This is a genomic window from Paraglaciecola mesophila (assembly GCF_009906955.1).
Classification (GTDB): Bacteria; Pseudomonadota; Gammaproteobacteria; order Enterobacterales; family Alteromonadaceae; genus Paraglaciecola; species Paraglaciecola mesophila_A.
Genome location: NZ_CP047656.1, coordinates 2,914,278 through 2,936,421, shown reverse-complemented (window position 1 = coordinate 2,936,421; position 22,144 = coordinate 2,914,278). Strand labels below are relative to the sequence as shown.

The window sequence follows — 22,144 nt, the reverse complement described above, 5'->3', positions numbered from 1 at the left end:
ACTATGGAGCATGATGTGACGAAAATTAATAAGCAAGATGAAGTTGAGTTGATTCTGGGAAATTCGAATTCAAATTTTTCAGGTGTAACCTCAACCATGTTGCAGGTCATGTCCTATCAACAAAAGTTGATTAATTTGCGTGTCATGGGGAAGCATTATTTACCTGACCCAAGCCAAGCGATGACTTTTTGGCAGGTAGTCAAAATGTGCCGCAAGCCATTAAGCAACGGGAAGTACCGTATTTTTCACGCTCGCCGAGTGGATGAAATGATCCAAGCTGTGCTGCTTAAATATGTATTTGGCGCCAAAATCAAAATGGTGTTTAGTTCTGCAGCGCAGCGTTATCGCTCAGGCTCTACCTTATGGCTTACGCGGCAGATGGATGCTGTCGTCGCCATTAGTAAGTCATCGGCTAAATACTTGGCTGATCCGCCAGATGCTATTATTCCCCACGGTATTCAAATTGAAAACTTCGCTCCCGCGAGCAATAAAGCGCAAGCTTGGCAAGAGTTGGGGTACGGCGGTAAGTACGGCATTGGTATTTTAGGCCGTGTCCGTAAACAAAAAGGGGTTCATCTGTTTGTAGATGCGTGTATTGAAGTATTGCCTAAATATCCTGATTACACCGCTGTTGTGGTGGGCGCTATTTCTTCTAGTCACCAAGAGTTTGTAGACGAACTCAAAGCAAAAATTGATAAGGCGGGCCTGAGCGAACGGATTATTTTTACTGGTGAATTGCCATTTGAGCGTATTCCACCGATTTTTAGTGCGTTATCTATGGTGTCTGCCTTGAGTGATAACGAAGGGTTCGGTCTGACTGTGCTTGAAGCCATGAGTTGCAGTGCTGCTGTATTAGCAACCCAAGCTGGTGCATGGGAAGAAATTATCCGTGAAGACGTTGACGGCCATGTCGTGCCTGTCAATGACCTGCCAGCAGTGACGGCTAAAATGGACTCGCTATTATCTGATCCTGACGTGTTAAAGGAAAAAGGTTTGGCAGGACGCGAACGGGTGTTAGCGCATTACACGGTAGAGCGTGAAGCGACAGCCTTGATCGATTTGTTTAGAAGCTTGCAGTAAAGCTCATTTTGCGGTTTTAGCTAAAACCTAACGCCTCTAAGGTGGCGTACACAGCGCCACTGTTTTCTTGTAAAACCTGTTTTCCGGCTTGCCCTGCGCGTGTTCGAGACGCATCATCATCTAACCATTGCAATACATTGCAACTGACTTGCTGTGCATTATTTACTTCAAATAATGCGCCGCCATCCCTAAGTACTTGGCATATAGCTGGATTGTTATAGCGATAAGGTCCCATTAAAATTGGCACGGCAAATGCGGCTGGTTCCAGCGCATTGTGTCCTCCCCTATCAGCAATGCTGCCCCCGACAAAGGCGATCGTTGCCAGTGCATATAAGGCCTGTAGTTTGCCCATTTCATCGACTAACAAAATTTGCGTGTTTTCGTCACATGGGATTTGATCAGAGCTGCGCATGCAGCGTAAACCACTTGACTGGCAAATTTGATAAACCTCGTCAAAGCGCTGGGGATGACGAGGTACAATGATAAGGAGCGTTTTAGGATACTGTTGAAGCACGGTTTTATGTGCTTCTAGCAGGACCGATTCTTCCGGAGCATGAGAACTACCCGCAACAACTATGGCTCGGCCAGCAATATTAAACATTTGAGCAAACTCACTCGCTAGCTGGTGGACGTCAGGGAGAACCGTTTGTTCAAACTTAATATTATTGGTCAGTAGTAATGTTTGTTTTGGGGTGCGAAGTTGTTGATAGTTTTTGAAATCGCGCTCACCTTGCGCACAAATTTTATACAGTTTGTGTAGCATTGGGTTAAAAAGTGCTGAAATTTTTGCGTAGCTACGCATAGAGTTACTGGTCATACGCGCATTAATTACTGATACAGGGACCCCCTTACGCCAACATTGGTCAATCATATTTGGCCAAAGTTCCACTTCGGTAATGATGACGTGAGCAGGCGCTGCTTGCTTGAGTAAACGACTCATCATCCAGGGTAAATCTAACGGTAAATAGCAGTGAGTTACTGTGTCTTTAAACAAACTAGTCACTTGTTTAGCACCTGTAGCCGTGGTGGTTGTAATGGTCACAGGGATAGAAGGATGAAGCTGGCGAATAGCGTTTATTACGTTCGCTGCCGCAACCACTTCTCCTACTGATACACAGTGAAATAGTAACCCGCCCGTTTCAGCTGTACGCAAGTTCACACCGAATCGCTGAATTCGAGCCCCTGGGGAGGTGGTTTTTTTAGTGAAGTATTGAAAACAAAAATGTAAAAACACAAAGGGTAACAAAATACTCAGTAGCAAGGTGTAAGCCCATAGGCTTAAAATTTCGTTTGTATTGGGAGTGAAACTGGACGTCATCTTATTACCATCAAATAGGTTCAGCTGGCATTTTAACAGTATTTCGTTGATTTTCGACTAAGCTTGAGAGCATTGAAGTACGTGCAATACCTTGAATAGGATAAAAAATTTCCTGTAATAAAAGGCAATAACAAGTAATACTTACTCTGAAACTTATTCAAATTACAAGGAGTTGTGCGTTCAGTTGTTTTTTGACTCACAGAAAATGGTATTTAATTAGGAGTATTTTTTGCTGAATATTCACCGCATCGGCTGTCGCCTGTTGCTCGCTCTAGTGATGCTATTTGGGGTACACCATACTTACGCTGATCAAGCTAAAGTACGCGTAATTGTGAACGATAACGTCAGTGTCAACTCTTTAAGTGAGAGCCGTGTGCGTTGGATTTTTTCAATGCGCCAAACAACCTGGGAAGATGGCTCAGCAATTAAAGTGTATGTATTGCACGAGCAAGACCCTGTTCATCAGCACTTTTGCAAAAATGTGCTCGGCATGTTTCCTTATCAACTAGAAAGAATGTGGAATAAATTGGCCTATTCAGGGTTAGGAGAGAAACCGATTTTGGTGAATGATAGCCAAGATATGATCAATATGGTGAGTCAAGAGCCTGGTGCTATTGGTTATGTCATTTCAGGTTCGATACCGCCTGGTATGCGCGAATTAAAAATTAGTAAAGAGGGGTAAGATGATGCAAAAAAACGTGTTACTTCTCTTATTCCTCATTAGTTTGACACTTCCAGGGGTTGCCCGTGCCGGCGACCTTGTGTGGCACGGGTTTGGTGCCCAGGGTGTCATTCAGTCTAGCGATAGCAATTATATTAATGATGACGGTGAGGTGTCGTACCGATTAACCGAAGTAGGCCTGAACACCTCGTATCGTATCAATCAAAAATTACGGGTGTCAGCTCAAGGGATATACATCAATGGCGGTAATCGCTTTGATGAAGGAGTGCGCATCGATTATTTGTTTCTTGATTATCAAGTGCTTAACTCGCAGCGCTGGAACATCAACGCTCACTTTGGCCGGTACAAGAATTATCATTGGTTATATTCCGCCACCCGAGACGTGCCGCATACTATGCCCTCAATAGTGCTCCCTCAATCATCCTACTTTGATGCGTTTCGCAATGCATCCTTGGGCAGCGATGGTATTTCTCTGATCGCTCAGCACCATAATTCTCTTGGTGAATGGGATATTCGTTGGAGCTATGGCAACACCCAAATCAAGCAAGAACAAACTGAAAACTTAATGTCAGGGTTGGCGACGGGTAAACTTAAGCATGATTTTGATACGCAGTTTAGCGTTTTATTTAGTCCTTTAGGGACTGGGTTATCAATAGGTGGAAGTATGCTAAGAACAGATTTTAGCTACAACGCTGGTGACAACGATATTTTTGCGGATGGGGAAGTCGCCCTAGAACGATTTATGCTTAGCCTGTCGTACAGTGCTGAATATTGGGATATTAACGCCGAAGCTATGCGTGAAAAGAGTGATTTCCAAGGTTTTTTCTCCAATCAGCGTGATGCAGATGCCGTCGCTGAAGGCGTGTATGTGCAAGGCCGATTATTTGTCCACCCTGATGTAACCTTACTTGCCCGATTTGACACCTTCGATGCTGATAACCGCGATAGAAACGGTACTCGATATCACCAAGCAAGTGGTGGGGCTATTCCAGCCTATTTTGCTTTTCGCGATCAACTTACACTGGGTGCGTCTTGGGATTTTGCCAACAACTGGCGAGTTCGAGGCGAGTTTCATAAAGTGAAAGGGCGTGCGCGTTTAGCACCTGTTTTTATTCCTAATACTGTGGCCAATGATTCCAAGTATTGGGATATTTGGGCGCTGCAAATTATTTATTGGTTTTAACGATGCGTATATTTGTTAGCTTGCCATGGAAGATCATGGGTCTGCTGATCGGTTTTTTATTGATTGCCAGTGTCCTTTTGACATTCATCTGGATTGACAAAAATAACCAAGATTATTTAAGTCAGCACCAAGCGCTGCATGATAGAGATTTAAGTCAAATGCATCTTATTCGAGAGATGCTTAGTAGTCGGATTGAGCTGTGGTTTGAATCGTTTATTCATTTGCATGAAGATATCACAGATAACCCGCAGGCAACCGCTGAGTTTATTCGCGAGGAATTTGACTATTTACAGCTAAATTGGCAAGTGAATAATCTCTGGTTATTTAACCATCAGCAAGGCGTAATATTCGCAAACCATCAGCATGTGCCTGATTATGTGAAGGCCAGTGTTCAGCAAACCCTAGTTAGTCAATCCTCTGTCACCAATATTTTGTGTAAACAATCATGCTTTCATTTGATTAGTATGCCTATTCTATCTGCCAGTGGCGAGCTTCTGGTGTTGACCGCCACTACATCTTTACTGGAAATGATGGCTGCTCTGAATCGTTCTACATTGGCTGAATTAGCGTTAGTGGCGAGTGATAAAACCTCCACCGCTACTGCGCTTCGTGACTCTCAAATACAGCCACCGATTTCCTACATTAAGCGACAAGAACTTAGCGCATTACTCAAGTTAATCCCTGAAACAGTCACACTTGATACGGTGTTGGACAAAGGGTATCGCTTAGTCATGGGTCAACAAGCGTACTTAATCAATTTATTGCCTGTTGATGACACTCAAGCTGACAGTGCTTATCTATTGACTGTGCACGATATCAGTGATGAGTGGGCCAGACACGAAAGTTATCAAAACGGAGTGATTATAATCTCTGCCATCACAGTTATATTGTGCATTTTAACCTTTTTTGTCATGGCGGAGCGCTTGCGTAGGCGCTTGCTCATCGTTGCGAAACGTTTACCGTTATTAGCACAAAAAAAATATGACGAGTTTAATACCTTACAGTTTACACGTAGTCGACTGTTTTTAGATGAGATAGATGACGTACAACATTCGACTAATTTGTTGGGTGAACAGTTAGAATCCATGGATGGAAAAATAGAACAGAACACGCGTGAATTGGAAAACATCGCCATGTATGACCGACTCACGGGACTGCCCAATCGCAACATGCTTAACTTTGTGTTGCGAAAAAAAATTGCGGCTTTATCGCGCACACCAGGGCCACTTGTGGTTATTTTATTAGACTTTGATAACTTCCGTAAAATCAATGATAGCTACGGTCATGGAATTGGAGACGAATTTTTAATCGCGGCCGCCGAGCGATTACGCAGTAATTTGCGAGAGTCAGACGTGGTCAGCCGTTTTGGTGGAGATGAGTTTGTCATCGTGTTGCAGGAAATCGATGAGGTCAGTAATGGCATTACCTTAGCGGAAAAGTTAGTTGCTAAGTTTCGCGAGTCAGTGGAAATAGGTGCTCAGCGCTTTTACACATCAGTAAGTTTAGGGATCACTTCATGCGATGGGCAAAATGTCACGGTAGATGACTTAGTGCGCCAAGCTGATATTGCGATGTATGCGTCGAAAGATGCTGGTGGTGACCGTTACACCTTGTTCAATGAGGGAATGAGCACCCAAGTAATGCGACATATTGAGATCGAGCATGATGTTCGAGATGCGCTGTTGCAAGAGCAGTTTAAATTCGCATTACAAGCACAAATTGATATTAATACAGGCAAACTGGTTGGATTCGAGGCGCTAATTCGCTGGCTTCACCCGAAAAGTGGTTACATTATGCCAGACGAATTTATCCCTATTATGGAAAATTCAGAGAGCATGATTACCCTAGGTTATTGGGGGATCAAGCGTGCGTTTAGTATTTTGGCTCACCTAGAGAGCCTGGGGATGAGCGGCTATCGCATTGCGGTAAATTTGTCTGCTAGCCAGTTTTTAGATCCAAATCTCATCAACTTTATGCGTGAGCAATTAGCGCTAAGTGAACAGGGAGCTGACCAAATTGAGCTAGAGTTGACGGAACGTACTGTTGTTGCCGACATCGAACAAACCAAGGGCATCATGCATCAACTAAAAGCCCTTGGCTTTAGCTTTTCCATTGATGATTTTGGTACTGGCTATTCGTCACTCGCGTATTTATCCCAATTGCCCGTGGATATCATTAAAATCGATCGAAGCTTTATCGCTGGCATGGAAAACAGTAGTGCAGATAAACAAATTGTAAAATCCACTGTTGCCATGGTTCGAAAGCTAGGAATGAAGGTTGTTGCAGAAGGTGTTGAAACCGAGCAACAGCTAAGCACCTTAAGTACCATGCGTTGCGATATAGCTCAAGGCTACTATATTTCCAAGCCAGTACTTGAAGAAGAACTTTACCCTGCATTACCCAGCAAACTTGATGACGGAGTGTGGAAGCGTTTCGAATTGTCATTTTAACCTCCAAGTAATGTAAAACAACAATGACGTTTTCTGCAATCCTTTGTGGCATCAATTGAATTGATTATTCGCGTCACACCCTGATTATGCTTTAATATTCGCGCATCTTATTATTCTTCGAGGACAGTTCATGAAACAAGCTTTCTATGATCGATTAGCACAACAGCTTAGCGATACTAAGGCGCAAGGTCTTTACAAAACAGAGCGGGTTATTCAGTCGCAACAAAGTGCCGATATTCAAGTGAGTGATAACCAGCAAGTACTGAACTTTTGCGCCAATAATTACCTTGGATTGGCAAATAACCCAGAGCTGATCAAGGCGGCAAAAGAAGGTTTAGACAGTCATGGATTTGGAATGGCCTCGGTACGTTTTATTTGCGGCACGCAAGATATACACAAAGCGCTAGAAGATAAAATTAGCACCTTTTTAGGTATGCAGGACACTATTTTATATCCCTCATGTTTTGATGCAAATGGAGGGTTATTTGAAACTATTTTAGGTCCAAACGACGCCATTATTTCTGATGCACTTAATCATGCCAGCATCATTGATGGTGTGCGTTTGTGTAAGGCAAAACGCTACCGTTATGCCAATAATGATATGCAAGCCTTGGCGGCTCAACTCGAGCAAGCCAAGAGCGAAGGTGCGCAAACCATAGTGATCGCAACCGACGGCGTGTTTTCTATGGATGGCGTTATCGCCGATCTAGCTGGTATTTGTGATCTAGCCGATCAATATGGCGCTCTAGTGATGGTCGATGACTGTCATGCCACTGGCTTTGTGGGAGAGCAAGGGCGAGGCAGTCATGAGTACTGTGACGTGATGGGCCGTGTCGACATTATTACTGGTACGTTAGGCAAAGCCCTAGGTGGTGCTTCGGGTGGCTACACGTCGGGTAAAAAAGAGGTGGTCGAATGGTTACGTCAACGCTCTCGTCCGTATTTGTTTTCGAACTCTGTTGCGCCGCCTATTGTTTCAGCATCACTTAAAGTGTTTGATATGTTGGCAGAAGGAAATGAATTACGAGCTCAGTTAAAGCGCAATAGCGCCCATTTTCGTAGCCGTATGGAGCAAGCAGGTTTTACGCTATCAGGTAAAGACCACGCGATTATTCCGGTTATGTTAGGGGATGCAAAATTAGCCAGTGATATGGCCGATAAAATGCTCGAACGCGGTATTTATGTTGTTGGTTTTTCTTTCCCAGTGGTACCCAAGAACCAAGCGCGTATTCGGACGCAAATGTCGGCTGCGCATAATATCGAGCAGATTGACCGCGCGGTCGATGCTTTTATCGAAGTAGGAAAAGAGTTGGGAGTGATTAAATGAAGTCACTCGCCAAGCTCAAATCGGAAAAAGGCATCTGGCTTCACGACAGTGAATTGCCGGTTGTAGGGCACAATGACCTACTGATTAAAATTCGCAAAACAGCTATCTGTGGCACGGATATGCACATCTATAACTGGGACGAGTGGTCGCAAAAAACAATCCCTGTTCCTATGGTGGTTGGGCATGAATATGTGGGCGAAGTGGTGGAAATCGGTGAAGAAGTCCGAGGCTTTTCAATCGGTGATCGTGTTTCAGGGGAAGGGCACATCACCTGTGGTCATTGTAGAAATTGTCGCGCAGGACGTCGCCACTTATGCCGTAATACAACAGGAGTCGGGGTTGATCGACCCGGCGCATTCGCTGAATTTTTATCTATACCAGCGTTTAATGCGTTTAAGATCCCAGACAATATTTCAGACGATCTCGCTGCGATTTTTGACCCATTCGGCAATGCGGTACATACCGCACTATCTTTTGATTTAGTCGGTGAAGATGTATTGATTACCGGGGCTGGTCCCATCGGTATTATGGCTGCTGCTGTTGCCAAGCATGTTGGAGCCCGCCACGTAGTTATTACTGATATTAATGAATACCGTTTAAATCTGGCGCGCAAAATGGGTGCTTGCCGTGCGGTGAATGTAGCCAAGGAAAACCTAAAAGATGTCATGCGTGATCTTGGTATGAGCGAAGGTTTCGATGTTGGACTTGAAATGTCAGGTGTGCCAGCTGCATTTCGCGATATGTTAGACAAGATGAATCATGGCGGAAAGATCGCCATGCTCGGTATACCTCCTGGAGATATTGCAATTGATTGGAATAAGGTGATATTCAAAGGACTGGTGATTAAAGGGATTTATGGCCGAGAAATGTTTGAGACTTGGTACAAAATGGCGAGTCTTATTCAGGGTGGGTTAGACTTAGCCCCGATTATTACTCATCAGTTTAATATCGATGAGTTTCAGCAAGGATTTGATACCATGGGCTCAGGCCATTCTGGCAAAGTCATATTAAACTGGTAATCAAAAGGTAGAACAATGGAGCAATTCGCACACATTTCAGTGCAGGACACACAGCAAAAACTAGCAGCAAAGCAAGCTCGGTTAGTGGATATTCGTGACGAGCAATCGTTTGTTGCAGGGCATATTGAAGGCGCAGTGCATTTAACCAATGGAACATTAGTGAACTTCACTCAGGAAACCGATTTTGATACGCCGGTTATCGTTTGCTGTTATCACGGTGTCAGTAGCCAGCAAGCTGCTCAGTTCTTAATTCATCAAGGGTTTGAAGAAGTGTATAGCATGGACGGAGGCTTTGAAGCCTGGCGTCAAAGTTTGCCTTTCGTCAGTGGTGAATAGCTCATGTCCATGCCTTTCCTGTTGGTGAGTTTTAACCAAGAGCGCGCTGCTAGATTGTTAACTAACTATCTGAATAGTCAGGGCATTGTGGCGCAATACTCCTTCTATAGTGGTGAGCACGCTGTACAACTTCTGAATGAGTCTGACAAAGATGTTGCCAGTAATATAGCCAATGAATTTATACAATTCCCTCAGGATAAAAAATATCAGCAAGCGGCGTGGGATAGCGGCCAAACGGTAACGCTAAATGACAAAAGCTCAGGCGTTTCTTTAAGCGGCATGTGGCAGCAATTACGTGAGATACCTGTCACCACAGGTATTCTGCTCACCTGTTTAGTCGTGTATTTATTGGCTATGGTCGGCTTTTTTTGGCCGTACCAGGTGCTAGCAATTGAGCCTTTTCCACAACTATTGGAAAATCATCAATGGTGGCGTTTAATTGGCCCTGCATTAATCCATTTTTCAGTGCTACACATCGTATTTAATTTACTTTGGTGGTGGACGCTAGGCGGTCAAATAGAGCGCGTCTTGGGTCGAGCGACATTGATAATGCTCTTCCTGTTTTCAGCTTTATTATCAAACATCGGCCAATTGTTAGTCAGTGGTGAGCATTTCGGTGGTTTATCGGGGGTGGTTTATGCACTGGTTGGCTGTGTGTGGTGGTTAGGATGGTTGCGGCCGTCTTGGGGCCTCATGATGCCAAAACCATTAATAGGCTTTTTATTGGTATGGCTGGTTGTGGGTTACGCAGATATTCTTTGGGTTAGTATGGCCAATACTGCCCATACAGTAGGATTAATCAGTGGTTGTGTGTTTGCACTTATATTAAGCCGCTTCACGAGTGAAAAAAGAGAGGGATAAAGCGTTAACACTGTTTTGCGACTGAGGTAGAGTGGATGCAGCTAAATAATGAGCGAGTCGAGAAGCGCCCTTAACTGATTTTAACCGTAATAGATGTATTTTGTGAAGATAACGTCTTTGATCATATTCGAACCCGTTTCTTCCTTCATCAATTTACGCATGGTATCTAAAAAAGTGCGTCGAATATCTTCACGGCCAGTTAGGGATTTAACCCGCTCTTCCGGTTGGCGACCAAGGATCTCAATGGCGGTGGCTCGTAGCAACGGGGAGTGGTGATCTGCTTTTTCCAAGTCGTCTACATCTTCAAGCATCAATTCTATGGTAATTCGCACGTAGCCTAACTTGCGATTACTGTTGCCTAGATAATTTGTCACGATATCAGGCTCCAGGCCAAAGTAGGCAAATTGCTTGCTTGGCGCTTCCTGAGCAAAAGAGAGAGGCAACAGCGTACTAAGTAACACTAGGCAAGTAGCAAATAATCTGAAAATGCGCATTTCTACCTCTTCAACTGACGCGATACTAATTTCCTTAATGTCAATAGCTTAACAAGAATTCACGGAATCGCTAAAACTATTTATTCACTCTTTAGTCTAGCTTCGTCAATTGATATTATGTGACGCTATGCTAAATACTCAATCTCACTCATATGCTTTGTCATTGGATAACGCTTCTTGGTTTAACCAAGAACAGATGCTTATCCCTCACCCAGAACTTGAAAGTTGGTTACTGAATACAGGCTCGCTAACCCAAAGGTTACAAAGCCATTGCCAAGACTTCAAAGTGCAGGTCGTCAGTCAAAAACAAGGCGTGGCTAGTGCAGATGAATATAAGCAGTTATCTGCGCCTCTGGCTTCCCGGTGCGCGCAGCAATGGCAAATCCGCGAGGTGATTTTACATGGTGATAATCAGCCTTGGGTTTTTGCTCGTTCGATTATTCCTCAGGCGTTATGCGAAGCGGATTTCCTAAATTTAGGAGATAAACCATTAGGGCATCTGATTTTTAACGATGACAGATTCAAGCGTCAGCCGTTTCAATTAACGAATATTCAACCAAATGATGCCGTTATCGCCAAATATGGGGTAGCGCCACTGGGGAATATTTGGGGGCGACGCTCCGTATTTCGCTTTCAGCAACATGCCATGATGGTAGCCGAAGTGTTTCTACCTCAAGCCCCCGCATACAGAGGTTTGAATCTTGGCCGATAAACTATTTAGTCGCCCCGTCATGCGCGGGTTTTGGTTGTTAATGCGGGCCGACAAACCCGTTGGAAGCTACTTGTTATTGTGGCCAACATTATGGGCTTTACTGATTGCCGCACATGGGTTACCGCCTTGGTCAATCACAGCCATTTTTGTTGCTGGGGTTTTTGTAATGCGCTCTGCAGGATGCGTAATCAATGACTACGCAGATCGCAAAGTCGATGGCAAGGTGACTAGGACGAATACTAGGCCTTTGGTGAGTGGAACCGTATCAGAGAAACAGGCATTAGGGTTATTTGCGACCTTAGTAGGGGGGGCTTTTTTGCTCGTGCTAGCCTTAAATTGGCAGACTATTGTTTTATCAGTTGGAGCGCTTGGGCTGGCGGGGATTTATCCCTTTATGAAACGCTATACCCATTTACCCCAAGTGGTGCTTGGTGCAGCGTTTGCTTGGGCAATCCCAATGGCCTTTATGGCGGTTAGAGAAGCCGTACCTGGCATAGCCTGGTGGCTGTTTAGTATCAATGTTTTATGGACAGTGGCTTACGATACCGAATATGCCATGGTCGATAGAAATGACGATTTGCAAATCGGGGTGAAATCAACTGCGATATTGTTCGGTCAATACGATAGGTTGATTATCGGCTTGCTACAACTAAGCGTTGTGGTGATGTTACTAACACTGGGTCAATGTCTACAATTTACGCTGCCGTTTTACCTAGGAGTGTTGGTCGCCATTGGGCTGTTTGTCTATCAACAGCGCTTGATCTATAGCCGAGATCGACAAGCCTGTTTTGCAGCATTTTTGAACAATAATTACGTGGGCATGGCTATCGCCCTTGGCATAGCTGGACACTATTTTATGTAATACCTTAATTTGACATCACGGGCAGTGGAGATAGAGATATGAGTAACTTAAAAGGGGCAATTTGTGTTCCCGCTAAAACGTTAATGTCGCAATTTCGTTACTCAATCAAATTCACTATTATCAGTATTATTTTTTTGGTGCCCTTATTGTTGAGCTTAGCGCTACTGCAATATGAATACAGTGATGACATTCGCTTCACCAACCAAGAACGCGAAGGCTTGGTGCTTGTTAACGCATTACATGTGGAGCATCTTGCTCTGGCAAAACATATTATTGATAGCAGCACAGCACTCTCTTCATCCTTTGACTCACTCGAACCTACACTGAATGCGCTCGCTTCGAAACGTGTAAATAATACTATTGAGCAGTACCGTCAAGTACTGAATTTCGCTCCTCAAGAGGCACTTAGAGCCCTTGCTGGGATATTTCAAGCACTCGCTGACGATACTAACCTTGAATTAGATTTGGCATTAGATACCAGCTATTTAATCACTACATTAGTGCGCACTTTACCGCGTATGCAAGAGCAATTGGCGATGACTAGCGCATTAGCCTTGCAGGTTACCAAGGCGCGCAGTTTTACACCGGATACTTATATCAGTCTTTCCAATGCTACTCAAAAATTGCCAGTGATGTTAAAAGGGCTTGAGCAAAGCATTCAGGTGAGTTTACATGCCAACCCAGATATCGAGAAAGCGGCAGCAGAGCAATGGTTATTACTACAGCAAAATTTAATGGCCTATCAACAGACTATTCAACAGCAAATACTCGACCCAGATAGCATCAATATTGATACTAAAGCCCTGCTTGCTAAAAGCTTGTCGCTTAATCAGCAGTTGAGTGATTTCGCCAGTACACTAGTGCCCATATTGGATGGTTTGTTGCAAGATAGAATTGCCCAAGCGCAATTTAAAAACAAGGTTATTTTTAGTGTGTCAGTGATCGCTGTTTTACTCGCTGTATATTTGTTTATTGGCATGTATTTATCCGTTACTGAAAACATTAACAATGTGGTCGATGCGGTTCACTCTATTGCAGATGGTGATTTGAGCTCTAGGGTGAAAGTGTCAGGTAAAGATGAAATGCGTGACATCGCAAATGACATGAATCACATGACACAAAACCTGCAAACCTTGGTAGAGCGTATCAGTCAAGCAATCGACACACTGAGTCGTTCAGCTCTTAGTTTAAAAGGGATCACGGCGAAAACCAAAGTGGATGTAACGGAGCAAAAATCTGGTACAGAGTTGATTTCCAAGTCAATGACACAGCTGACCGATGTTGCTCAGGCTGTTGATAAAAACTCTGCGACAGCCACGGATTCTGCTGAAGTAGCAAACAACGAAGCTCAGCAAGGTAAGCAATTAGTGAGTCGTTTACAAAGTGTTATGCGCGATATGCAAACAGAGTCTAGGCGATCGCAAGAAGCATTAAACCGACTGGTGGAAGATAGCCAAAATATTGGTCAGGTGTCGAGCGCCATTAATGGTATTGCGGAACAAACTAATTTACTGGCGCTTAATGCTGCTATCGAGGCTGCGAGAGCGGGAGAACATGGTCGAGGTTTCGCTGTGGTTGCTGATGAAGTTCGTACCCTAGCTCAACGAACACAAGAACAGACAAATCAAATTCATGAAATAATCAGTAAACTACAACAGGCAACTAAAGACACCGAATTAAGCATGGAGCAAAGCAGAGTGCAAATGGATGTCAGTGTAGAAGAAAGTAGTGTGGTTGAAGCATCTCTTCAACGGATCACCGAAGTGATAGGCACGATAAATGATATGAGCGGTGAAATTTCACAGTTAGCCACTGAGCAATCAAGCGTAACACGTTCAGTGGCATCGCAAGTTTCTGAGATTACAGCGATTTCTGAGTCCACTATGAGCGGAGCTCAGGAAACCGAAAGTTCAGCTGAAGACTTACTTGTCGTGGTGAACACCCTCAAAAACGAGCTTGCTCAACTGCAAAAAGGTCGTTAGTCGGTCTTTTTGTCTTGCTGACTCTTTTCTAAAGCATCAAGTTTGGCTTCTAGTACGGCGAGCTTTTCTCTGGTGCGAATAAGCACATTACTTTGAATTTCAAACTCTTCACGGCTAACAAAATCTAACTTGTTAAGTTGGCTTTGTAGCACTTGTTTTACCTTCGACTCAGCGCCTTCAGCCATGGTTTTTACACCAGGAGGAATTGCTTCGGTAATTTGTTTGGCAATATCCTCTAATTTTTTTGGATCAAGCATCAATGGCTCCATGATAGTGATGATGGTTTATTGTAGCGAATACCTAAACGCTTAGCAGTATAAAAACGTTCAATATAGTGAATCAATGAGCCTTCTTTAACGGATGATATTTTCCCGCTGATCATTCGCCTTTACATGGGGTTTGATATTACAATTCCCTGCCCAAAACAAAAGTGAATTGCATGAAATTAAATCCTGGCCAAAATGACGCTGTAAATTATATCTCAGGTCCCTGCTTAGTGTTAGCGGGTGCTGGCAGTGGTAAAACTCGCGTTATTACCAATAAAATTGCTTATCTTGTGCGCGAATGTGACATCCCCGCACGTTATATTGCGGCGGTAACGTTTACCAACAAAGCTTCTCGCGAAATGAAAGAGCGAGTGGCACAAACCTTGGGGCGAAAAGAAGCTAGGGGGTTGAAAGTATCAACGTTTCATACGTTAGGTTTACGGATCATAAAAGCGGAAGTGAAAACCTTAGGGCTTAAAGCAGGTTTTTCACTCTTTGATGATAAAGACAGCATGGCATTGCTAAAAGATTTGACCGAAGTTGAGCTTGCCGGCGACAAGGACCAACTGCAATTACTGCAGAGCTGTATTTCAAATTGGAAGAATGATCTGCTATTGCCAGAGCAGTTACTTAAGCGTTCATCTTCTGCTGGAGACGCTGAATTTGCCGAGTTTTACCAACGTTATCAAAACCATTTACGAGCGTACAACGCATTAGATTTTGATGACTTGATCCTACTGCCCACCTTATTGCTTAAGCACAACGAAACTGTGCGCCAAAAATGGCAAAGCCGAATTCGTTACTTGCTGGTGGATGAATACCAAGATACCAATACCAGCCAGTACGAGTTAGTGCGCCTATTGGTGGGCCAGCGAGCACGTTTTACCGTGGTAGGAGATGACGATCAGTCGATCTATTCTTGGCGAGGGGCTAGGCCACAAAATCTAGTGTTGCTGAGTAAAGACTTTCCGGATCTGCGAGTCATAAAACTAGAACAAAATTACCGTTCATCTGGGCGTATTTTGCATTGTGCTAATATTTTGATTCAAAATAATCCTCATGTGTTTGAAAAGAAGCTTTTCTCTGAACTGGGCTATGGAAGCGAGCTGCGTATCATCACAGCTAAAAATGAAGAACATGAAGCCGAGCGAGTTGTGGCCGAGCTTATCGCACATAAGTTCATGCAGGGCACCAGTTTTAAAGATTACGCTATATTGTATCGCGGCAACTTTCAATCTCGCCTGTTTGAAAAAGTGCTTATGGCCAACCGTATCCCCTACAAAATAAATGGCGGAACGTCGTTCTTTGGTCGCACTGAGGTTAAAGATATCATGGCCTATTTGCGACTGTTGGTGAACCAAGATGATGACAACGCACTGTTGCGAGTGATCAATACGCCTACACGGGGTATAGGACGGGTGACGTTAGAAAAGCTGGGCAACTTTGCTAACCAAAATCGCACCAGCATGTTTGAAGCAGCCTGTTCTCCTATGCTTAGCACAGTAATATCAGGAAAGTCTCTTGAGTCGGTAGAGGGGTTCGCGCGCTGGATTGTAGAACTCTCAGATGAAGTAAAACGCAGTGACAGTATTGCTGCTATTCGCCAGATGATTAAAGACATGGGCTATGAAGAATGGCTTTACGAGACCAGTACGAGTCCTAAAGCCGCTGAGATGGGTATGGGTAACATCAGTACTTTGTTTGGTTGGGTCAGCGATATGCTTGAAGGTGGCGAGCTCGATGCGCCTATGAGCCTGCAAGAGGTAGTGAATCGGCTAATACTGCGTGACATGATGGAACGCGGAGAAGACACTGAAGAAACTGATCAGGTACAGTTGATGACCTTGCATTCATCCAAAGGTTTGGAGTTTCCATATGTGTTTATGGTGGGTATGGAAGAGGGCCTATTGCCTCATCAAAGCAGTATCGATGAAGACAACATTGAGGAAGAGCGCCGCTTAGCGTACGTGGGGATAACTCGAGCTCAAAAAGAGCTCTTTTTCACCTTAGCGAAAGAGCGTCGTCAATTCGGTGAAGTCATTCAACCAGAGCCCAGTCGCTTTTTGCACGAACTGCCTGCTGATGACGTGCAGTGGGAATTGAAAAAACCGAAAGTCAGTGCACAGGCCCGTCAGCAAAAAGGGCAAACAGGTATTGCTAACTTGCGGGATATGATGAATAAAAAGTAGTGCTAATCAGGCAGTATTACTTGAGACGGGGGCTCTAAATAAGGCCCTTGTCCTAACTGGCAGCCAACCGAGTTAAGTAAATCTGCTTGCTCTTTATCGGTTATTCCCGACACAATAAGTTTGAATTTTAACTGCTCAGACATCGCTAAAACAGACTGTATTAATTTCAGGTTGCGTTCTGAACGGGGAACCGTTTTCACAAAGCGGTGATCGACTTTGACAAAGTCAAAGGGGTAAGAATATAAATAGCTTAACGATGCTAAGCCACTACCAAAGTTATCGAGCACTAACTTAATGCCAGAGCGTTTTAAGTGTTTAATGGCGGGTAAGCTAAACTGTGCTCGCCGATTTAAATCATTCTCGTCAAACTCGAAAATGAGTCTTTTGGGATCGATTTGTTGCTCTTTTATATCTTGAATAAGTTGCACCGCTGCTTCGGTATGCGTCAGATAATGTATTGAGAGGTTGACCGCAACTTTATAATGCGTGCCACCGCCATAGGCAGTGAGGGCTTTGCTCAACATAGCAAATGCTGCTTTGAGCATAAAGTTATCCATTTCAACCACTAAGCCACTGTGTTCAGCAATTTGCCAAAAGCTGTCGCGATCCATCACTCCCAACTTAGGGTTTACCCAGCGCACTCTGCATTCATCGTAAATATGATTGTCACTGCTCATGTCAAATACGGGATGAGAGTATACGTCGAATGCTTCACTTTTAAGGGCTTTTCGAAACTCTGTTTCTATTTCAAGCTCTTCAAGTAACTTCTTGCGCATGGTTAAATCGAATACCACATATTGGCCGCGGCCTTGCGACTTCGCCTGATACATGGCCGCATCTGCATCACGCACTATTTCGCTAGCAGATTGATAGCCACTTTCAAGATAAGCAATGCCGATACTGGCACCTGAGAATATTTCTCGACCGTCTAAAACAAATGGGGCTGCAATAGAGTTAATGATTCGATTAGAGATAATTTCAACATCGTCTGGCGATTCGAAATTATCTAATAGGATGACAAACTCATCCCCCCCTAAACGAGCAAGTAGGTCGTGGCCACGAATACAATGATTAATGCGACTAGCGACTTCAATTAAAAATGAATCACCGGCATGATGGCCTATGGTGTCGTTGATTTGTTTAAAGCGATCTAAATCAATGAATACGACAGCAAAATTATTTTGCGGATAGCGCTTTTTATTCGCTAAAGCCTGACTCAATCGCGCGTTAAACATAGTGCGGTTAGGTAAATCGGTTAACGCGTCATGGTGAGCGTCATGCACCAATTTCTGTTGAATTGCTTTACGCTCTTCAATTTGCTTTTGTAGATACTGATTGGTTTTATTCAGTTCTTCGGTACGCTCTTTAACCATTTCAGTAAGTTGCTGGTTATATCTTTGAACGGCATCAGAAGAACGCTTTCGCTCTAACGCTACTGCAATATGATGGGAAACAAAACGTAATAATTCCAAGTCACGTAACGAGTAGTGTTCGTCTTGGCTGTAACTTTGAATGGCAATCACACCTGATATTTCACCGTCGACAACCAGAGGCGAACCTAACCAAGAATTATTTTGTTCTAGCATATTTTTGGCTGTTACTGCATCAACCTCATTTTTTTCGGTAAGCTCTTTAACCCTTGAAGGGTTGATTAGTTCTGCACTGCCTGTACGTAACACGAATTCCGTTAAGCCCAAGCCGATTTCTCGTGACTCGATAAGCGTGTTTACCTCATCTGAATAATAAGGAAATTCGAGGCGCTTTTTATCTGAACTGATTGTTGCTATGTAACAGTTCGGAGCGCTAATAAGGCGGGCAATAACCTCGTGAAGAGAGGCGTAAAAATCAGCCATATTGCCATCTACAGAGGCGGATAATTCAGAGATTTCAAACAGAGCGTTTTGCAGTGTCTCTACTTTTTGTCGTTCGTTGATTTCTTCTTGTAGTTCTTCGTTGATGCTTTGTAGTTGTTTTGTGCGTTCACGGATTGTTTGTTCATTCATTTCACGGCTTTTCACTCGATCTACCGTGTTGACTATATGCTGCGAAACAAACAATAGTATGTCTAAATCTTCTTGGTTGTAACGAATAGATTTGTCGTAACTTTGCACGACCATGGCGCCGATAACTTGGTTACCGCGTTTTAAAGGGACACCGATCCAGTCTACCGGCCCAGAACCAATTTGTTTTACGTTGATTTGTTTAAGCTGGGCTTCGCGGGTTTCTTCGGTTAAAAAAAGATGATTACCAGTGCGTAATATGTAGCCTGTAAAACCTTCCATCAATTCAGATGCGGGTATCTGGCGCAGCGTGACTTCATCAAACTGATCAACAAAATAAACAAAATCAATGAGTTCATTTATCTGATCATAAAATGCCACATAGAAATTCTGCGCATTCATGAAACGACCAATTATTTCATGAATCGCAGGATACAGACGTGATAATTCACCCACTGAACTGGCTAATTCAGAAATATCAAATAGTGATTTCTGTATCGCTTCCGAGTGCTTATATTTCTCAGTGAGTTGTTGTAACTGAGGTATCAGTTCACGTAACTCTTCTATGGATAAGTTATCGGAAATATTATTAATTGGGGTATGGTTAGATAACGCGTGCACAAACAGTCTATTTTTAGTTATTTTTATAGCGCCAAAATAAACCATTCGTTACAAAAAGGCCACCCTAAGGTGGCCTTTTTATGAACAATTTTAAGTAAAAAGCGCCTTATAAACCTTCGGTCATGTGTTCTATAGCTGCTTTTATCTCATCATCAGAACAATCTGCACATGTTCCGCGAGGAGGCATGGCATTGATGCCGTTAATGGCATTTTGCCAAACGGTATCGAAACCTTTTTCTAAGCGTGGTGCCCAGTCAGCAGCATTTTGGAATTTAGGAGCGCCTAACACGCCAGAACTATGACATGCCACACAGGCAGTACTGTATATGTCCGCGCCTGAACGTGGGCCACCGGCTGAGGCTGTTTCTGCTTTAGCGCCAGCAATATTTACTTTGCCTACAGGGGCAATGCGTGACTTTATTTCATCATCACTGTTAACCGCTGCATTAGCCGTGAAAATTGATGCTAAGCCTAAAAACATGCACAATAAAAATTTACGTTTCACTATTTTCTCCACGTCAGGGGTCACCCTGCTTATCGTTGCTGATAAATAATCTGCTGAGATTATAACGACTAATTAAGCGTGAACAACCATTTATGTAACATGTTAGGTGTTATTGCCTCGGCTTTTGCCGAATATAACTGGCAAATTTTGGGATCCCATTAACGGTCAGGTCATAATACTTAAAGGTCACAACTGAGCCAACTGGAGGAGGGGAGCGACGTTCTTGGTCGGAAAACCCACTGCCGATTTTGAAGGTTTTACCATTACTCATTTGTACGCGAATAGCGCCCATCATGCCTTGGTATTTACCGTTACCAGGCAAATGCGCTAAAACAACAGCTTCAGCATCGCGATGTTTTTTTAATTTCAGTACATTGTTGCTACGTGAGGGGGTGTATAGTGCATCCTTGTGATGCAGCATCAAGCCTTCACCGCCGCCGCTTGAAACTTCATCGAGGGCCGTCATAAGGGCTGAATGACTGGAGTACTTACGCTGAGTGATCACCTGCAGATGGCCTAAGTTTGCCTGTATGGTTAACACCTCAAGCATTCGCAAGCGTTCACTGAAAGGACCCGTGTACTCGGGCAAATCAAACAGCATAAATTTTATTTCTCGCCAGCCATCGCTTGGCTCGTGACTCAGTACAATAGAAGCTGTTCTCTCAAAACGCTGACGGCCTATCCACAACTCACCGTCGAGAACATGTTTGGGTAAACCCTCGACAAACCATAGCGGCGCGAATATAGGGTTACCGGAGCGAGTGAGCAACAGAGTGCCATCCCAGCGAGCTCGAATGCCATCTAATTTCTCGCTAACCAGATACTCAGCTACGTTGACAGAGTCATTAAAGCGATTGGCCAGCTCGATTTCAGGTTTACTTTGGGCGAACGCTTGGGAGAAGGGAAAGCATATTAAATAAATTAAAACTAAGCGGGTATAAATTGACATAGCTAAACCGTCCTTGGATAGAAACGAATTAATAGCTTAGTTCAAAAGTATCAGCTTGATACGTTTATTGTGCATGAGAGCGGGATAGGCGCCAATCGTTTGCGAAGCTCAGCCAGTTCGCTGAAGCTAAGTGGATCGACATCATATGTAACGATAGCCAAATAAACCAGTGAACCTAAGCTTCGAGTATATGTAAGCTAAATATGCTGAGACCTACTTTCCCTTAATTTGAATCTATGCACGGTTATTTATCATTAATTTGTAAAAAATCGCGGATCAACTTAGTTAACTTTTCGGGTTGCTCATCAATCGACCAGTGTCCAGCGTTTACCAGCCATACTAATGATGCATTTGGAATAGTTTCCGCTAACTGAGGCGCGTACTGGGGTTTTTGGAAATTATCTTTGTCGCCCCACAGGATTAATGTTTGGTGAGGTAAGCGCTTTAGCTCGCCGGAAATAGCTTGGGTGTACTCCTTATTGAGTCTTCGCATGTTGTTAAACATCGCTGCTTTTCCTTGTTCGCTGCTCCATTGGCCTACATACATGCGTACAAGCTCATCCGGCATGGCACTTTGGTCGTGTACGCCTTTTGGCATGAAATCGTTCAATATATCGACCAACTCATCTGGGCTTGTTTTTTCTTCCACACCAGGTTCTAGCAAAGGAGTAAACTCAGGAATGGGCCAAGAATCAAAGCATACGCTGTCTATTAGCACGATTGCGTTGACTTTCTCAGGGTGCTTCACAGCCATTAGTTGGGCCACACCTCCACCAATATCATGTCCGGCAATGTTGGCTCTGGAGATCCCAAGCGCACCCATAAATTTACTCATGATACGACTCTGGGCGTTAATGGAGACATCCGTGTCTTGTGGCATGTCTGACTCACCGTAATTGAGTAAATCCGGTGCAATAACACGATACTGAGAAGAGAGTTCCGGCATGACGTTTCGCCATAACGATCTATTGGTAGGGATACCGTGTAACAGTAACAGAGGTGTGCCTTCCCCCATTTCTTCGTATGCTATTTGATGTCCTTCAACCGTAACGTATTTGGTCGCGCTCATATTCACTTCTCCTTTCCAATTTGACACGAGACGAGAGTCTCATCTGTACGAACCTTCATTCCCATTCTATTTAGATGACGTTATATCCAGTGAAGCCTATAAAGAACGAAGAGCTCGAAACCTTTAAAGCAAATACCGTCCCAACTGTTTTTGATTAAATTTTCGCTTAAGGGTATAGCGATTTTTCTACCAGGCGAGTATGAGGAATGTCATGTCCTAGAAAGGCGGTAGGGCATCTA

The 22,144-nt window shown here is 43.8% G+C and carries 19 protein-coding genes; 12 read left to right on the top strand and 7 right to left on the bottom strand.

The window, feature by feature from the left end:
* Positions 1-3: 3 nt before the first annotated feature.
* Positions 4-1,080: a glycosyltransferase family 4 protein gene (locus FX988_RS12670; protein WP_160180300.1), complete on the top strand. Its 1,077-nt coding sequence runs from the start codon at positions 4-6 to the stop codon at positions 1,078-1,080.
* Between the two features lie 16 nt (positions 1,081-1,096).
* Here the strand turns inward: FX988_RS12670 and FX988_RS12665 are convergent, their stop codons facing one another.
* Positions 1,097-2,398: a 3-deoxy-D-manno-octulosonic acid transferase gene (locus FX988_RS12665; RefSeq protein ID WP_160180298.1), complete on the bottom strand. Its 1,302-nt coding sequence runs from the start codon at positions 2,396-2,398 to the stop codon at positions 1,097-1,099.
* A 229-nt stretch (positions 2,399-2,627) separates the two neighbouring features.
* Between FX988_RS12665 and FX988_RS12660 the strand changes: the two genes are divergently transcribed.
* The 7 genes from FX988_RS12660 (at position 2,628) to glpG (ending at position 10,256) form a co-directional block, all read left to right on the top strand.
* Complete coding sequence (locus FX988_RS12660) at positions 2,628-3,080, top strand: hypothetical protein (protein ID WP_160180297.1); 453 nt, start codon at positions 2,628-2,630, stop codon at positions 3,078-3,080.
* 1 nt (position 3,081) lies between these two features.
* Entirely contained in the window at positions 3,082-4,263 is a 1,182-nt protein-coding gene (locus FX988_RS12655; RefSeq protein WP_160180295.1) for a TonB-dependent receptor, read from the top strand.
* Positions 4,264-4,298: 35 nt separating this feature from the next.
* On the top strand, positions 4,299-6,713 hold the full coding sequence (locus FX988_RS12650; RefSeq protein WP_160182174.1) for a putative bifunctional diguanylate cyclase/phosphodiesterase: 2,415 nt from the start codon (positions 4,299-4,301) through the stop codon (positions 6,711-6,713).
* Positions 6,714-6,843: 130 nt separating this feature from the next.
* The gene (locus FX988_RS12645; protein ID WP_160180293.1) at positions 6,844-8,040 is read left to right on the top strand and encodes a glycine C-acetyltransferase; all 1,197 of its coding nucleotides are present in this window, start codon (positions 6,844-6,846) and stop codon (positions 8,038-8,040) included.
* Positions 8,037-9,059, top strand: coding sequence for an L-threonine 3-dehydrogenase (gene tdh, locus FX988_RS12640; protein ID WP_160180291.1), 1,023 nt, complete (start codon positions 8,037-8,039; stop codon positions 9,057-9,059). Before FX988_RS12645 ends, tdh begins: the two co-directional genes overlap by 4 nt.
* A 15-nt stretch (positions 9,060-9,074) precedes the next feature.
* Positions 9,075-9,395: a thiosulfate sulfurtransferase GlpE gene (gene glpE / locus FX988_RS12635; RefSeq protein ID WP_160180290.1), complete on the top strand. Its 321-nt coding sequence runs from the start codon at positions 9,075-9,077 to the stop codon at positions 9,393-9,395.
* 3 nt (positions 9,396-9,398) lie between these two features.
* A complete protein-coding gene (glpG, locus tag FX988_RS12630; RefSeq protein ID WP_160180288.1) occupies positions 9,399-10,256 on the top strand; it encodes a rhomboid family intramembrane serine protease GlpG in 858 nt (285 codons plus the stop codon).
* An 80-nt stretch (positions 10,257-10,336) separates the two neighbouring features.
* Here glpG and FX988_RS12625 read toward each other — a convergent pair whose 3' ends face one another.
* A complete protein-coding gene (locus FX988_RS12625) occupies positions 10,337-10,750 on the bottom strand; it encodes a flagellar basal body-associated protein FliL (protein WP_160180286.1) in 414 nt (137 codons plus the stop codon).
* A 127-nt stretch (positions 10,751-10,877) separates the two neighbouring features.
* Between FX988_RS12625 and FX988_RS12620 the strand changes: the two genes are divergently transcribed.
* Genes FX988_RS12620 through FX988_RS12610 form a run of 3 tightly spaced genes read left to right on the top strand, consistent with a single transcriptional unit; the run spans position 10,878 to position 14,306 of the window.
* Positions 10,878-11,462, top strand: a complete 585-nt coding sequence (locus FX988_RS12620) for a chorismate--pyruvate lyase family protein (protein ID WP_160180284.1) — start codon at positions 10,878-10,880, stop codon at positions 11,460-11,462.
* A gap of 40 nt (positions 11,463-11,502) precedes the next feature.
* Positions 11,503-12,324, top strand: a complete 822-nt coding sequence (gene ubiA, locus FX988_RS12615; RefSeq protein ID WP_217621258.1) for a 4-hydroxybenzoate octaprenyltransferase — start codon at positions 11,503-11,505, stop codon at positions 12,322-12,324.
* A 38-nt stretch (positions 12,325-12,362) separates the two neighbouring features.
* The gene (locus tag FX988_RS12610) at positions 12,363-14,306 is read left to right on the top strand and encodes a methyl-accepting chemotaxis protein (protein WP_160180282.1); all 1,944 of its coding nucleotides are present in this window, start codon (positions 12,363-12,365) and stop codon (positions 14,304-14,306) included.
* Here the strand turns inward: FX988_RS12610 and ubiK are convergent.
* Entirely contained in the window at positions 14,303-14,563 is a 261-nt protein-coding gene (ubiK, locus tag FX988_RS12605; protein ID WP_160180280.1) for a ubiquinone biosynthesis accessory factor UbiK, read from the bottom strand. The genes FX988_RS12610 and ubiK overlap by 4 nt on opposite strands.
* A 182-nt stretch (positions 14,564-14,745) precedes the next feature.
* Between ubiK and rep the strand changes: the two genes are divergently transcribed.
* Positions 14,746-16,761, top strand: a complete 2,016-nt coding sequence (gene rep, locus FX988_RS12600; protein WP_160180278.1) for a DNA helicase Rep — start codon at positions 14,746-14,748, stop codon at positions 16,759-16,761.
* Between the two features lie 2 nt (positions 16,762-16,763).
* On the opposite strand, the gene FX988_RS12595 is transcribed toward rep, so the two are convergent.
* The 4 genes from FX988_RS12595 to FX988_RS12580 all read right to left on the bottom strand — a co-directional run bounded on the left by FX988_RS12595 (position 16,764) and on the right by FX988_RS12580 (position 21,905).
* Positions 16,764-19,427: an EAL domain-containing protein gene (locus FX988_RS12595; protein ID WP_160180277.1), complete on the bottom strand. Its 2,664-nt coding sequence runs from the start codon at positions 19,425-19,427 to the stop codon at positions 16,764-16,766.
* Between the two features lie 61 nt (positions 19,428-19,488).
* Positions 19,489-19,887 (bottom strand): c-type cytochrome, encoded by a 399-nt coding sequence (locus FX988_RS12590; RefSeq protein ID WP_412761897.1) that lies wholly within the window; start codon positions 19,885-19,887, stop codon positions 19,489-19,491.
* A 109-nt stretch (positions 19,888-19,996) separates the two neighbouring features.
* Positions 19,997-20,836: a DNA ligase gene (locus FX988_RS12585; protein ID WP_160180275.1), complete on the bottom strand. Its 840-nt coding sequence runs from the start codon at positions 20,834-20,836 to the stop codon at positions 19,997-19,999.
* Positions 20,837-21,080: 244 nt separating this feature from the next.
* Positions 21,081-21,905 carry an alpha/beta fold hydrolase gene (locus tag FX988_RS12580; protein ID WP_160180273.1) on the bottom strand — a complete coding sequence of 275 codons (825 nt, stop codon included), beginning with the start codon at positions 21,903-21,905 and terminating at the stop codon, positions 21,081-21,083.
* Positions 21,906-22,144: the final 239 nt, after the last annotated feature.

Coding starts and splice junctions, on each gene's coding strand:
- FX988_RS12580 (WP_160180273.1), bottom strand. CDS start 21,905: ATGAGCGCGACCAAATACGTTACGGTTGAAGGACATCAAATAGCATAC.
- glpG (WP_160180288.1), top strand. CDS start 9,399: ATGTCCATGCCTTTCCTGTTGGTGAGTTTTAACCAAGAGCGCGCTGCT.
- FX988_RS12650 (WP_160182174.1), top strand. CDS start 4,299: ATGGGTCTGCTGATCGGTTTTTTATTGATTGCCAGTGTCCTTTTGACA.
- FX988_RS12595 (WP_160180277.1), bottom strand. CDS start 19,427: ATGGTTTATTTTGGCGCTATAAAAATAACTAAAAATAGACTGTTTGTG.
- ubiA (WP_217621258.1), top strand. CDS start 11,503: ATGCGGGCCGACAAACCCGTTGGAAGCTACTTGTTATTGTGGCCAACA.
- FX988_RS12655 (WP_160180295.1), top strand. CDS start 3,082: ATGATGCAAAAAAACGTGTTACTTCTCTTATTCCTCATTAGTTTGACA.
- tdh (WP_160180291.1), top strand. CDS start 8,037: ATGAAGTCACTCGCCAAGCTCAAATCGGAAAAAGGCATCTGGCTTCAC.
- rep (WP_160180278.1), top strand. CDS start 14,746: ATGAAATTAAATCCTGGCCAAAATGACGCTGTAAATTATATCTCAGGT.
- FX988_RS12645 (WP_160180293.1), top strand. CDS start 6,844: ATGAAACAAGCTTTCTATGATCGATTAGCACAACAGCTTAGCGATACT.
- FX988_RS12625 (WP_160180286.1), bottom strand. CDS start 10,750: ATGCGCATTTTCAGATTATTTGCTACTTGCCTAGTGTTACTTAGTACG.
- glpE (WP_160180290.1), top strand. CDS start 9,075: ATGGAGCAATTCGCACACATTTCAGTGCAGGACACACAGCAAAAACTA.
- FX988_RS12665 (WP_160180298.1), bottom strand. CDS start 2,398: ATGACGTCCAGTTTCACTCCCAATACAAACGAAATTTTAAGCCTATGG.
- FX988_RS12610 (WP_160180282.1), top strand. CDS start 12,363: ATGAGTAACTTAAAAGGGGCAATTTGTGTTCCCGCTAAAACGTTAATG.
- ubiK (WP_160180280.1), bottom strand. CDS start 14,563: ATGCTTGATCCAAAAAAATTAGAGGATATTGCCAAACAAATTACCGAA.
- FX988_RS12585 (WP_160180275.1), bottom strand. CDS start 20,836: ATGTCAATTTATACCCGCTTAGTTTTAATTTATTTAATATGCTTTCCC.
- FX988_RS12620 (WP_160180284.1), top strand. CDS start 10,878: ATGCTAAATACTCAATCTCACTCATATGCTTTGTCATTGGATAACGCT.
- FX988_RS12670 (WP_160180300.1), top strand. CDS start 4: ATGGAGCATGATGTGACGAAAATTAATAAGCAAGATGAAGTTGAGTTG.